Below are 13,652 nucleotides of genomic sequence, written 5' to 3' on the forward strand. Positions count from 1 at the left end.
TATTACTCCTGTTCAGGATTTCGTAAATAATAACCTACACCACGTCGTGTGACGATCCAAGCGGGATGACTAGGATTATCCTCAATTTTTTCCCGTAAACGACGAATTGTTACGTCAACTGTTCGTACATCACCAAAGTAATCATAGCCCCATACTGTTTGTAGTAAGTGCTCTCGTGTCATGACCTGACCAATATGTTTTCCTAAATAATGAAGTAATTCAAATTCACGATGTGTCAGTTCAATTGCTTCATCACGCTTCATTACTAAATAAGCATCTGGTTGGATAACAAGAGATCCCACAACAATCTCATTAGATTCTTCCTCAGCCTCTTCTGCTGCAGGAGCAACAACTTGTAGACGGCGCATATTAGCCTTCACACGTGCAATCAGCTCTCGTGTACTAAATGGCTTTGTGACATAATCATCTGCACCCATCTCTAATCCTAATACTTTATCAATCTCAGAGCCTTTAGCAGTTAGCATAATAATAGGGAAATCGTATTTTTTACGTACTTCTCTACACACTTCCATTCCATCGCGCTTTGGTAGCATGATATCTAAAAGCATTAAATCTGGTTGCTCTTCCTCTACTTTTTTTAATGCCTCATCACCATCATAAGCACAAATAACTTTATAGCCTTCTTTTATCAAATTAAATTGCAAAATATCTGCGATTGGTTTTTCATCGTCAACAACTAAAATGGTTTTGTTCATTCATTCTCTCCCTTTCGCTTTTTATCTATTCTTAAACAATGTGTATTTGTAAATTCACTACTCTTAACTCTATCATGCTTTCGAGTTCTATGCATTAATCGATATTCAATCCATCTTATACTGTGACAGAAAATGATATATTCCAACAATTATTTCTCGGGAAATAATTGAAAAAGACAGCCCACCATTTGGACTGCCTTCTATTCCACATGTTTATCGACCTACATAAGATAACGGATTCTCTAATGAACCGTTCTTTTCAACTTCAAAGTGTAAATGTGTACCTGTCGAATTTCCAGTAGAACCCATTATTCCAATTACAGAACCCTTTTCCACTACTTGGCCCACTTCAACATTAATTGAAGATAGGTGCCCATAAAGTGTAGTATAGCCATTATTGTGATTGATAACAATGCGATTACCATAGCTGCCTGAAGTACCAGCTGCAACAACTACGCCATTATCAGCAGCTAAAATATTGTAGTTACTTGGACGAGCGATATCTATACCTCGATGGAAGGCTCCCCAACGTTCACCCATGCCACTTGAAATATAGCCTCCTACTGCTGGCCATGCAAATTCACCAGTTCCTCGTGAAGAAATTACCTTTGTACCAACTACTTCAATTTGATCTACTGGTTGTTGAATAACTTTTTCTGCTAATGCAACTTTTGAAGTTTGTGCTCCATTTTCAGACGTTAATGCATAGGTTGTTTCTTTTTTTCCATTTGCGCCTTCTTGTTTAATTACTTTTTCGCCTTTATACATTGTAGGGTCTTCTTTGACCACTTTTTTAAATGGAATTTCATCTGCAACTTTCTTTTCTTTTTTCACTTCAAGTGTTACAAACGGTTTTGCCACTGTAACATTTAGTGCTTGTCCAATTTGTAAAACTGTATCCACTGTAATGTCAGGATTCAAGGCTAATAGTTCGCTTGTTGTTAAATTGTGTTTTTTAGCAACCGACCCTAACACATCACCTGATTGAATTTTATATGTCTCTTGCTCAAGATAGCCTGTCATTAAATATTTTACCGCTTGCTCAGGTGATACAATTTCAGTCGGTGTAACTTTTTGCGACAATCCCGAAACTCCCTGTTTAAACGAAATATCTAATAGACGAGATTCACCATTTTGTAATTCAGGTAAATTGTTAATAGCTTGCTGGGTTTTAGCAAGTTTATCTAATTCTTGCTGAGAAACATATTGTAGCTTTAACAATTGGACAGTCTTTTCATAAGCCTCTGTATTCTTTAATGATACAACGGGTTTATGATCAACTAATAATGTAAAAGCATCCGATTTTGCTACTAAAGATTGCTCAAGTTTGGATAACGTTTCCGCATCTTTTGTTTCATTCGCAAATACTTGCTCTGGGATTATTTTAACAGCTGAACTAGCGTCAATCGATAATCCTTTGAATTGCTGACTCGCTACTTTTTCTTTTGAGGCAATGATTTCTTGAATAGCTTTCTCATCAGATACTGCACCAATATATTCATTTCCCACATAAACGTGGAAAATTTTATTTAAGTTTTCTTTATTATATTCCTTAGCAAAACCCATATTAATCGTTAGGCTTGTCATTAAAACTGCAACGATTGAAGCCTTTTTAAAAGAAGAAAAATTGTAGGTGAATCTATTGTTTTCTTCTTTTCTTTTCCAAAACGAATTCATCAATAAAGCCCCTTCCAACTTTACCCTATAGTAGGATTATTTACCCACAAGGATTTTTTGCACCCTTATAATTTACCATAAAGAAAATGGCGTTTGAATGATTTCCCCCTTTTGTAATGTAAATGTATTATTTATCTACTAATTGTTACATAGAATATATTTTATATAGTTAGTAATTACTGTATTTTTATTCATATATTGGGTTATAGAAAACACCTGTCTATAGAAGGATAAGATAGACTATATTGAGCCATTGGTATATTAATCTCTAAGTTTTTTCAAGTGAATTTCGACTTAATACTTTTTACTTTTTTAATATTCCGATAAACTATAAAAGAAAATACATTATTTGATTGGAGCGATTAAATTGAGTGATTCACAAACCTCTGAGATTTCAACAAAAATGTTGAGACTGCAGAAAAATAATATGCGTAAAATTTTTCTTAGAATTATTATGGTTCCGCTAGGTGCAATAATAATGGCATTGGGCTTGGAGCTATTTTTAGTACCTAACCACATCATGGATGGAGGCATCGTAGGCGTTTCCATTATCACATCTCATTTATTAAATTTACCCCTTGGTATTTTCATCTTCATTTTAAACTTACCTTTTATTTTTTTAGGCTATAAACAAATTGGGAAAACCTTTGCTATTTCTACAGGGCTCGGTATTACTGTACTCTCGTTAGCAACACTTGCCTTACATAACATACATCCATTTACGGAAGACACACTACTGGCTACAGTTTTTGGTGGAATGATTTTAGGCGTTGGGGTCGGTATTGTCATTCGTTATGGTGGTTCATTGGATGGAACTGAAATATTAGCTATCTTATTTAATAGCAAGACACCGTTTTCAGTCGGGGAAATCATTATGATCTTCAACGTCATTATTTTTGCAGTGGCAGGTTTTGTTTTTAATTGGGAGCAAGCCATGTACTCCATCATTGCCTACTATATTGCCTATAAAATGATTGATATTGTTATTCAAGGATTAGAAGAATCAAAATCGGTTTATATCATAAGTGATGACATTGATGAAATTGGACAAACGATTATGGATCGACTTGGTCGTGGTGTTACCTTCCTTCATGGGGAGGGGGCTTATACGGGGAACGATAAGAAAGTCATCTTTACCGTTATTACTCGTTTAGAAGAAGCGAAGTTAAAATCAATTGTTGCAGAAATTGATGACAATGCATTTTTAGCCATCGGTAATATCGCCGAGGTAAAAGGCGGTCGCTTTAAGAAAAGGGATATTCACTAAAAATGGGCGTACCTCATATGGCACGCCCATTTCAATTTATTTTACTTTATTAGGCTTCCCAAACATCCACTAAAACGTTTGTTTGCTCACGAGCAGGTCCCACTGAGAAAGTAGCAATTTGAATGCCAGTTAACTCACTGACGCGCTCTACATAGCGTCGCGCGTTTTCAGGTAGCTCTTCTAAAGTGCGGCAGCTCGTTACATCCTCTGACCAGCCTGGAAGCTCTTCATAGATCGGCTCACATTGTTCAATAATATGAAGATTTGCTGGATACTCCGTAATTGTTTCACCTTTATAGTTATATGCTGTACAGATTTTTACTGTTTCTAAACCAGATAAAACGTCAATAGAGTTAAGTGCAAGATGTGTAATTCCACTTACACGACGTGAATGACGAACAACGACTGTATCGAACCAACCTACACGACGTGGACGACCTGTTGTTGTACCGTATTCGCGACCAACCTCACGAATTTGTTGACCCACTTCATCAAATAATTCTGTTGGGAAAGGACCATCTCCTACACGAGATGTATAGGCCTTCGATACGCCAATAACACTTGTCACACGTGATGGACCAACACCTGCTCCAATCGCTACACCACCTGCAACTGGGTTTGAAGATGTTACATATGGATACGTACCTTGATCGACATCAAGTAAAATTCCTTGTGCACCTTCAAACAACACTTTGCCGCCTTCATCAAGGACATCATTTAAGATTTTAGATGTATCTGCGACATATTTTGCGATTTCTTGTCCATAGCCATAGTATTCCTCGAAAATTTCTTCGAATGTTACGCCTTCAACTTCATAGAATTTCTCAAATAATTTATTCTTAATGGCTAAATTATGACGTAGTTTTTCTTCAAAGATTTCCTTATCAAGTAAATCAGCCATACGGATTCCAATACGTGCTACTTTATCTTGATAGCAAGGTCCAATCCCTTTACAAGTTGTGCCGATTTTATTATCGCCACGACTTTCTTCATCTGCAATATCTTGCTTAATATGATAAGGCAAAATAACATGTGCACGATTAGAAATACGTAGATTATCTGTATTAATGCCGCGCTCCTGTAAACCTTTAAGCTCTGTTACTAATGACTTTGGATTGACAACTAATCCATTACCAATTACTGAAGTTTTTTCTTTATAGAAGATCCCTGATGGAATTAAATGTAGTTTGTATGTTTCACCATCAATTTTAATGGTATGTCCTGCATTATCTCCACCTGCAAAGCGAGCGATTGCATCGGCTTTTTGCGAAAGGAAATCTGTAATTTTACCTTTCCCTTCATCTCCCCACTGTGTTCCTACAACTACTACTGATGTCATAATCAGCACCTCCGTTAGATACCTTTGTATCTCAATTTTCAAGCCTCAATCATTGTAACAATGATAGAAACGCCCCGTCAATAAAAAACAGTGAAAAAACACGAACATAAAATCAAAAAATCTGATTCAACGTTCGTGTTTAATAACAGAATGATATGAATATTATCGAACATTCAGATTAATTTAATCTATGGGTAATATTGCATTACTTAAGAGGCAACTTATCTGAATAACGACTAATCACGTGGCGGTGGTGGTGGCATTTGAGACCAATCCACATTAATGAACTTATTGAATTCCTTTTTAAAGGCCAGTGTAACGGTTCCTGTTGGACCATTACGCTGTTTTGCAATAATAATTTCGATCATATTTTTACTCTCAGATTCTTTATCGTAATAGTCATCACGATATAAAAAGGCAACAATATCAGCATCTTGCTCAATACTTCCCGATTCACGTAAGTCACTCATCATTGGTCGTTTATCCTGTCGCTGCTCAACCCCACGAGATAGCTGTGATAGTGCAATAACAGGAACCTTTAATTCACGGGCTAGTCCCTTTAAGGAACGTGAAATCTCCGATACTTCTTGCTGACGGTTTTCTCCCGGTTTGCCACTACCTTGAATTAACTGTAAATAATCGATTAAGATCATTCCGAGTCCATTTTCCTGTGCTAAACGTCGACATTTTGCACGAATTTCATTGATTCGTACACCTGGTGTATCATCAATAAAAATTCCTGAATTCGATAAACTACCCATTGCCATAGTTAGTTTACCCCAATCTTCCGTAGTTAAAGCACCTGTACGTAAAACTTGTGCATCAATATTGCCTTCTGCGCAAAGCATACGCATGACAAGTTGCTCTGCACCCATCTCTAAAGAAAATATTGCCACATTCTCACGCGCTTGTACGGCGACACTTTGCGCCACATTCAACGCAAAGGCCGTTTTCCCTACAGAAGGACGTGCTGCTACAATGATTAAATCATTGCGCTGGAAGCCCGCCGTAATATTGTCTAAATCACGGAAGCCTGTCGGTATACCCGTTACATCTCCCTTTTGTGATTGAAGTTGCTCAATATTATCGAATGTTTCTACTAGCACATCTTTAACATGCTTAAAGTCACCAGCATTCTTTCGATTGGCAACCTCCATCATTTTCTTCTCTGCTTCGCCTAACAATGCCTCTACTTCGTCTTCACGTGTGTAGCCATCCTCAACAATTTTCGTAGCTACACGAATCAATCGACGTAATAGCGCCTTTTCCTCAACGATTTTGGCATAATGTGCGACATTGGCAGCTGTAGGGACAGCATTGGCGAGCTCTAGTAAATAAGATAGCCCGCCAACATCTTCAATCTCTTTTTTAGCTGATAACTCTTCAGTAACTGTTACAACATCTATCGCTTTTCCTTGATCACTCAAGCGTAGCATCGTTTCAAAAATTTTCTTATGGGCATTTAAATAAAAATCATCCGCCAATAAAATTTCTGATGCTGTTATTAACGCCTGTGGTTCAAGAAATATTGCACCGATAACCGATTGCTCCGCCTCCCGGTTATGCGGTGGAACGCGGTCCATCATCGGTTCGCTCATGGATCGTCGCTCCTTATTCTTCCGTTACATGTACTTTTAACGTTGCTGATACTTCATGGTGCAATTTTACAGGAACATTTGTAAAGCCAAGAGCACGAATTCCATCAGGTAAAGTCATTTTACGTTTATCAATTTTAATGCCATGTACTTTTTGTAATGCATCAGCAATTTGCTTCGTTGATACTGAGCCGAATAAGCGGCCACCTTCACCTGATTTTGCTTTTACCTCAACTGTTAACGCTTCTAATTTCTCTTTTAATGCTTGTGCTTCAGCTAATTCAGCAGCCGCATTTTTGGCTTCTAATTTTTTTTGTCCATCTAATTGACTTAGTGCTTGAGCATTTGCTTCAGCTGCATAGCCATTTTTAATCAGGAAATTTTGTGCATAGCCATCAGCTACATTTTTAATTTCACCTTTTTTTCCTTTTCCTTTAACGTCTTTTAAAAATACTACTTTCATTAGTCAGAACTCCCTTCAAAGACCTCATTTATAGCCTCTTCTAAATGTTTTTTCACTCCATCAATGGATTTAGCATCTACTTGGCAGGCAGCATTCGTTAAATGTCCACCACCGCCAAGCCTTTCCATGATGAGCTGTACATTGACCTCCCCTAGAGATCTTGCACTTATACCGATTTTTCCATCTGCTCGATGTGCAATGACAAAGGATGCACTAACATCCTTCATCGTTAGTAAAATATCTGCTGTTTGTGCAATTAAGACAGAGTCATACACTTTCGATTCCTCTCCTACAGCAATAGCAACTCCAGGTTTTACAAATTGCACGGTTTGCACAATTTTGGAGCGCTCAATATATGTGTCCACATCTTCTTTTAAAAGACGCTGCACCAATATTGTATCAGCACCATTCGTTCGTAAATATGAAGCCGCTTCAAATGTACGTGCTCCTGTTCGAAGTGTAAAGCTTTTGGTATCGACAATAATGCCTGCCAGTAACGCTGTAGCCTCCAGCATATTGATCTTTGCACGCTTCGGCTGATATTCTAGTAACTCTGTCACTAACTCGGCCGTCGATGACGCATATGGTTCCATATAAACAAGAGTAGGATTTTCTATAAAGTCCTCACTTCTACGATGGTGGTCGATTACGACAACCTTTTCAGCTAGCTTCAATAAGTGTTCATCGATGACTAAATTCGGTTTATGAGTATCCACGATCACGAGCAATGATTTTTCTGTCATTTTCCCAGCAGCTTCCTCAGGTGTTAGGAAATTTTCATAGAAATCGGATTTACTCTCAATTTCATTCATGAGTCGTGTCACACTACCATTTAATTCATCAAAGTTTATAATGACGAAGCCTTTTACATCATTCATCTGAGCCATTTTTCGTACACCCACAGATGCACCTATGGAATCCATATCAGGATTTTTATGTCCCATAACAAACACTTGGTCACTGTCTTGAATTAAATCACGCAATGCGTGTGAAATGACGCGAGCTCTAACTCGTGTACGCTTTTCAACTGGATTCGTTTTCCCACCGTAAAATTTAAGCTTTCCAGTAGGTTGTTTGATTGCCACTTGGTCACCGCCACGCCCTAATACAAGATCTAGACTCGATTGTGCCAATTCACCAAGCTCTACTAGTGATGATGATCCAGCCCCTACACCAATACTTAATGTTAATGATAAATTTTTCTGAGCTGTTTTTTCTCGAATAGTATCTAAAATAGCAAATTTTTTCTTTTCAAGCTCTGTTAAAATAGATTCGTTTAGTACCGCTAAAAAACGATCTGATGATATTCGTTTGACAAATACACCATGCTCAGCAGCCCATTCATTGACAATTGACGTAACCATTGTATTTGTTAAACTTCGTGGTTGGTCGTCCATAGCTTGCGTGATTTCATCATAATTGTCGACAAATAAGATAGCAATAACTGTACGATCTGCATAGTATTGCTTTTCAATGGCAATCTGTTCCGTTATATCAAAGAAGTATAGTAGTCGTTCCTCTTTTTTATAATACACACGATATTTCCGATCACTTAGTGTAATCGTAGCCTCGTTTGTTTCCTCAGTCTTCATTAATACATAGATGTCGTCAGATATATCGACAATACCTTCTCCCACTAATGATTCCATATTTAAGATACCTTGCATATATGGATTCGACCATTCGATTTCATATTGCTCGTTAACCAGCAATATCCCGATAGGCATTTCAAGTAATGCCTCTTCGCCTACTTTTTTCATTCGGAAGGAAATGGATTCAATATGCTTTTCTGTTTCTTCAAAAGCAATCTTTTCTACCTTCCATGTGTAGGCCATTAATAAAATAAAACCTACCCCATAACCGATACCTATCCCGATATTCCAAATACATAGAAGCACGAACGTCACAATTCCAAATATGGAAAGAACAAAAAGCGGATAGCGAATTGGTCGTTTTCTAAAAGTCCCCATTACAATCAGCCCCTTATTCTTTAGTTTTCCCCTTTACAAGTGCACGTACGTCAAAACCTAAATCAACAATACCAAGTAAAATCATGAAAGATGATAACGGAATAGCTAACAAGGTAGCTACCCATTTTACTCCTGTTGGCATGCCCTTTTTAGAAATGAAATAATGGATAAAAGATATCCCTTGTAGAATGAGTAACATCCATAAAATATAAGAAACATTTAATACAATTATATCTAACGTGGAACCAGCCTCTGGACGCATAAACAGATTAATGCATAAAACAATCATGTAATACCATAAAATAGAGCGTGGTAATCTCATATTTTGGAACGGAGCAAACTTTGGTACATCTACTCCTAGTCGTTTTAAAGCTGGTAAATTTAACGTGATGATAATAAATGCAGCAAAAAATGCTGATATTGTTATCGTTGCAGGCATCGTCAGCTCGATTGTTTTAAGCATCGCCTCAAGCTGTTCTGGTTGTAAGGCTACTTGACCCGTTACATTTTTTGCAAATTCATTAGATTGTTCATAATTTTTACGAACCATTTCTAAACTCATGCTAATGAAGTCAATTCCTGCAAGTTTTACATAGGCAAGATAAACCATTGCCATGGAGATTAGATTAGCAATCCCTGTTGACATAAATAAATAGAGCTTACTTTTCTTCAGATAAATTGCATTACCTATAATGACACCTAATAGCCCTAAAATAAAGGCAAACGGTAGCATGGTTATTCCACTCGTGATAGTGGTTAGGATACAGCCTACTATTGCGACGAGTATTGATGAGGAACGCTTGTAATTTGCACTATACCAAGCAATCGGTAGAGGAGCGAATAATAAAGCTACTATAAAGATGAATGGTACATATGCAGAAATCAGCATTAATATTGTAAAAAGTGCAACCATCATTGAGCCTTGTACAAGCGCTTTTGTTTGATTATTCGGCATTGAAAACCTTCCTTTTTTTCAGTCAAACTTACTACCCTTTATTGTACCATTTTTTCATAGTATTGAACAAAAATCACTTAGATCACTATATGCATTGCCATTAATTTTATCATTCTTGTTTAGTATTATTGCGCTTGCTTATAAAATACTTTGGTACATTACTGGTGCAAATTCAACGGTCCATGAAGAGAAAACGTATATTAGGCTTGAAAAAAAGACTTTTACCTATAACAAAAAACCAGCATATACCGATTCGAATATCGTAATATGCTGGTTTTTAAGTTGATGTAAGGTCCGTTACCTTAACGTCATCAATCTTATTTATCTTCTGCTACGAATCCATGATACGAGATACTTTGATAGTTGAAGTTAATCTTAGCGCTAGTGCCAGTTACGCAGCGTGGTGCCATAGTACGTCTCTTTCTTACCATACAGTGTGTAATCCTTGTGTATTCAATTGATAACACTATCAAACAAAAAACATGTATAATCTGAGTTTTATTATTATAGACCAATCCTTCCTTTCTTCTTTGTATTCATACTACTTTTAAACACAAAAAGCCCTTGAGGGATAGGATCATGTTAGATACAGAATTAGGAAGAGCTATCCTGTATTTGATGCAACCTCAAAGGCTGTTAAGTGTTAATTGCACGAGTTATCAACTCAAAAAAATAGAAAAAAGTAATGTCTACTTTTTTGTTGCAGATAAATATATTAATTACCAAAAAGGAGGAAATTCTGATTTGGTGTAGAATTAATAATTTGTAACAAAATACTAAAAATGGGAGGTTTTATTATGTCAATGGCAAAAAAAATATATTTGCCAGTATTAATGATCTTTACTATTTTTTGTTTAGGTTTGTCTCCAGCTAAAGATGTTTCTGTGCAAGCTGAGGATGCTCCGAGTATTGTTGTAGTTACTGGCAAACTTGCTAAGGAACTTGTTAATACAACGCTCCGTGCAGTCGAGAAGGGGAAAGTTGAGAATGTAGCTCCTGTGTCTGCATTTGATTTGGAAGGTTCGAGTGTGTACACTGTTGGTGGTGGAGTTACGGCGGTTACAGTTCCTTTGCATGGGGATTATAGCCTTCCTAGTAATATAACGGTATTCTTAGATGAGGATCATAATGTATTGCAGACAAATGAAATGCTGGTTACCCAGAATGAGCTAGGAAACTTCCAGATTTCGACGTATTTGAATGGAACACTTGTTAAATCTCAGGATGCTGGGATTGCTTATATGACGGATGAAGAATTACTTGCAGAAGAGCCATCTATGATTCAACCCATGGGTGTAGGAGCAGTGGCAAGTTGTCTTGGAGCAGTACTTGGTGTCGGTGGTACGGTGGCTTATATTATTGCGGTTGCGTGTGGCGGTTCGTGTGCAGCACCGACACCAGTAACTGCTCCGATCTGTGCTGCATGTATTGGAGCATATGCTGTTATTGGTGCAGGGGGTATTGCTGGAGCGGTAGCTTGTTTCAACTACCTGTGAGGTGATTAGATGAATAAGGTTTTGGCAATCTCGATTTTAGGAATGGGTTTAACTGGTGCCGTTTTAATCATCTCGGTCGCCTTGTTGTTCAAATCTCCAATAGGAATTGTGTTGCAGATGGTTACTGCTGCTTCAACATTAGCTTTCGTTATTTTCGCTGTCTCAGCTTTAGTATTTCGTCGGCGATTAGATGCAAAAAGAGAGTAATATATTTATTAAATGAATAAAGCCGTGGTATTAAGGAGTAGTCAACTTTGACTACTCTTTTTTACTGAGGATGATTTTAAACAAGAGGTAAAAGAATACAGTTTTATTTTGTCTAAGCGTTCAAAAATAAATTCAGACTTGTTCCTTCTAATTTCAATTTATAAAACTGCTTGGTAAATATGTCCTCCAGCTATATCTTTTCATGGAAAAATATCTTTAGAAAGTTTATACGAGATACATATTCAGATTAACTCACACTTTTATTGTTTTAACTATAAAAGAAACTAGTTGTTGCTAAGTAACGATTTAATGTTGCAGGAGAAACCTTTTTACTAGCTTGACGATTTTCAATAAACTCAATGAAGTTTGGTATATCTGCTGACTTTACTTCATAGAATTTCAAACTCTCCTGTTTTAGCCATAAATAAAAAACTTTAAACCTTCTAAATAATCTTTTACAGTATTTGGTGATAACCCTTTTTGTTCTAAAGTATTTATAAAATCTAAGACCTCTACAATAATCCGTAGCTATTGCTATAATATTTTTACATATATTTAAAATGAAATACATAAAAAAAGTACAACAAAGGTTCAATAACCAATGTTGTACTTTTTTTAATATTATTTGTCTTCTGCTACGAATGGAAGTAATCCCATGATACGAGATACTTTAATAGCTGAAGTTAATTTACGTTGGTACTTTGCACTTGTGCCAGTTACGCGACGTGGTAAAATTTTACCGCGCTCAGAGATGAATTTTTTTAATAAATCTACATCTTTGTAGTCGATGTGCGTAATATTGTTTGAAGTGAAGTAGCAAACTTTACGGCGTTTGCGGCCTCCGCGACGTGGTGCCATAGTATGTCTCCTCCTTATCTTTTTTATAATTTAGAAGCATTAGAATGGAAGATCATCCTCAGATACTTCTATTGGCCCTTTGCTATTCGCAAATGGGTCCTCATCTACACGTGTATAATTCGGCTGATTCATAGGTGGTTGATTTTGCTGATAAGCATCGCCGCCATAGGAACCCTGTCCTGGCATTGCGCCGCCACCAAACTGTTGTTGTGGTTGACCACCGCCATATGACGGTTGGTTATTACCGTAAGTTTGTCCACCACCGTATTGAGGAGCAGGTGCACCGCTACCATTACGGGGTTCTAAAAACTGTACGCTATCTGCCACGACATCTGTTGTGTATACTCGCTTACCGTCTTGTCCTTCATAACTGCCTGTTTGAATACGGCCTTCTACCCCAATTAAACTTCCTTTTCGCATGAAGTTCGCTAGGTTTTCAGCCTGTTTTCGCCATGCAACACAGCTAATGAAATCAGCTTCGCGTTCACCTTGTTGATTTGAGAATGCACGGTTTACAGCAACTGTAAATCTTGTAGACGCAATTCCATTTGGTGTATAACGTAGCTCAGGATCTTTTGTTAGTCTTCCGACTAATACGACACGGTTTATCATCAGAATGCAACCTCCTTTTCAGCGTTTTGTTAAAAATTAATTATTAAGCTTCTTGGCGAACTGCAATGTGGCGAATGATGTCTTCGCTGATGTTAGCAAGACGTGTATACTCGTTGATTGCATCTGAAGAAGCGTTTACTTTTACGATTTGGTAGTAACCTTCGCGGAAGTCTTTAATTTCATAAGCTAAGCGGCGTTTGCCCCACTCTTTTGATTCGATGACTTCTGCACCGTTAGAAGTTAAGATTTCGTTGAAACGTTCAACTAAAGCTTTCTTCGCTTCGTCTTCAATGTTCGGACGTACGATGTACATTAATTCGTATTTTCTCATCTGTTTACACCTCCTTATGGACTTAGGCTCTCCTATTGAAGGGAGCAAGGAGCAAGTAATTAATTATTACTCACATCAATGAATTGTAACATATAGATACATTTCTTTCAAGTCACAAACTAATAATTCATTATATAATGACAGTATATTTGAAAGGAGCGCCTTC

Annotated in this window: 15 protein-coding genes; 4 read left to right on the plus strand and 11 right to left on the minus strand. The window is 37.2% G+C overall.

Annotated features, from left to right (window positions below; translation table 11 throughout):
• Nucleotides 1-2: 2 nt before the first annotated feature.
• Both yycF and V6670_RS22805 read right to left on the minus strand, forming a co-directional pair.
• Nucleotides 3-716, minus strand: coding sequence for a response regulator YycF (yycF, locus tag V6670_RS22800; protein WP_036077923.1), 714 nt, complete (start codon nucleotides 714-716; stop codon nucleotides 3-5).
• Between the two features lie 213 nt (nucleotides 717-929).
• Entirely contained in the window at nucleotides 930-2,393 is a 1,464-nt protein-coding gene (locus tag V6670_RS22805) for a M23 family metallopeptidase (protein ID WP_338652183.1), read from the minus strand.
• A gap of 403 nt (nucleotides 2,394-2,796) precedes the next feature.
• On the opposite strand from V6670_RS22805, the gene V6670_RS22810 reads away from it, so the two are divergent.
• Nucleotides 2,797-3,660 carry a YitT family protein gene (locus tag V6670_RS22810; protein WP_058844109.1) on the plus strand — a complete coding sequence of 288 codons (864 nt, stop codon included), beginning with the start codon at nucleotides 2,797-2,799 and terminating at the stop codon, nucleotides 3,658-3,660.
• Nucleotides 3,661-3,709: 49 nt separating this feature from the next.
• Here V6670_RS22810 and V6670_RS22815 read toward each other — a convergent pair whose 3' ends face one another.
• From V6670_RS22815 to V6670_RS22835, 5 genes are all read right to left on the minus strand, one after another.
• Entirely contained in the window at nucleotides 3,710-4,999 is a 1,290-nt protein-coding gene (locus V6670_RS22815) for an adenylosuccinate synthase (RefSeq protein ID WP_338652184.1), read from the minus strand.
• A gap of 236 nt (nucleotides 5,000-5,235) precedes the next feature.
• Nucleotides 5,236-6,597 (minus strand): replicative DNA helicase, encoded by a 1,362-nt coding sequence (gene dnaB / locus V6670_RS22820; protein ID WP_141904585.1) that lies wholly within the window; start codon nucleotides 6,595-6,597, stop codon nucleotides 5,236-5,238.
• 13 nt (nucleotides 6,598-6,610) lie between these two features.
• Complete coding sequence (gene rplI, locus V6670_RS22825) at nucleotides 6,611-7,057, minus strand: 50S ribosomal protein L9 (RefSeq protein ID WP_036119355.1); 447 nt, start codon at nucleotides 7,055-7,057, stop codon at nucleotides 6,611-6,613.
• Complete coding sequence (locus tag V6670_RS22830) at nucleotides 7,057-9,027, minus strand: DHH family phosphoesterase (protein ID WP_338652185.1); 1,971 nt, start codon at nucleotides 9,025-9,027, stop codon at nucleotides 7,057-7,059. Before V6670_RS22830 ends, rplI begins: the two co-directional genes overlap by 1 nt.
• Nucleotides 9,028-9,040: 13 nt before the next feature.
• A complete protein-coding gene (locus V6670_RS22835) occupies nucleotides 9,041-9,982 on the minus strand; it encodes a YybS family protein (protein WP_141904587.1) in 942 nt (313 codons plus the stop codon).
• 579 nt (nucleotides 9,983-10,561) lie between these two features.
• On the opposite strand from V6670_RS22835, the gene V6670_RS22840 reads away from it, so the two are divergent.
• Genes V6670_RS22840 through V6670_RS22850 form a run of 3 tightly spaced genes read left to right on the plus strand, consistent with a single transcriptional unit; the run spans nucleotide 10,562 to nucleotide 11,685 of the window.
• Nucleotides 10,562-10,735 (plus strand): hypothetical protein, encoded by a 174-nt coding sequence (locus V6670_RS22840; protein WP_338652186.1) that lies wholly within the window; start codon nucleotides 10,562-10,564, stop codon nucleotides 10,733-10,735.
• Nucleotides 10,736-10,779: 44 nt separating this feature from the next.
• Complete coding sequence (locus tag V6670_RS22845; RefSeq protein ID WP_222423550.1) at nucleotides 10,780-11,478, plus strand: hypothetical protein; 699 nt, start codon at nucleotides 10,780-10,782, stop codon at nucleotides 11,476-11,478.
• Nucleotides 11,479-11,487: 9 nt separating this feature from the next.
• Nucleotides 11,488-11,685 carry a hypothetical protein gene (locus V6670_RS22850; RefSeq protein WP_036119346.1) on the plus strand — a complete coding sequence of 66 codons (198 nt, stop codon included), beginning with the start codon at nucleotides 11,488-11,490 and terminating at the stop codon, nucleotides 11,683-11,685.
• 268 nt (nucleotides 11,686-11,953) lie between these two features.
• On the opposite strand, the gene V6670_RS22855 is transcribed toward V6670_RS22850, so the two are convergent.
• The 4 genes from V6670_RS22855 to rpsF all read right to left on the minus strand — a co-directional run bounded on the left by V6670_RS22855 (nucleotide 11,954) and on the right by rpsF (nucleotide 13,486).
• On the minus strand, nucleotides 11,954-12,088 hold the full coding sequence (locus V6670_RS22855) for a hypothetical protein (RefSeq protein WP_338652187.1): 135 nt from the start codon (nucleotides 12,086-12,088) through the stop codon (nucleotides 11,954-11,956).
• A gap of 218 nt (nucleotides 12,089-12,306) precedes the next feature.
• Nucleotides 12,307-12,543 (minus strand): 30S ribosomal protein S18, encoded by a 237-nt coding sequence (rpsR, locus tag V6670_RS22860; protein ID WP_004233359.1) that lies wholly within the window; start codon nucleotides 12,541-12,543, stop codon nucleotides 12,307-12,309.
• Between the two features lie 39 nt (nucleotides 12,544-12,582).
• A complete protein-coding gene (ssb, locus tag V6670_RS22865; protein ID WP_058844074.1) occupies nucleotides 12,583-13,155 on the minus strand; it encodes a single-stranded DNA-binding protein in 573 nt (190 codons plus the stop codon).
• A 43-nt stretch (nucleotides 13,156-13,198) separates the two neighbouring features.
• Entirely contained in the window at nucleotides 13,199-13,486 is a 288-nt protein-coding gene (gene rpsF / locus V6670_RS22870; RefSeq protein WP_036119511.1) for a 30S ribosomal protein S6, read from the minus strand.
• Nucleotides 13,487-13,652: the final 166 nt, after the last annotated feature.

Source organism: Lysinibacillus sp. Y5S-8, assembly GCF_036894365.1.
Taxonomy (GTDB): Bacteria; Bacillota; Bacilli; order Bacillales_A; family Planococcaceae; genus Lysinibacillus; species Lysinibacillus fusiformis_D.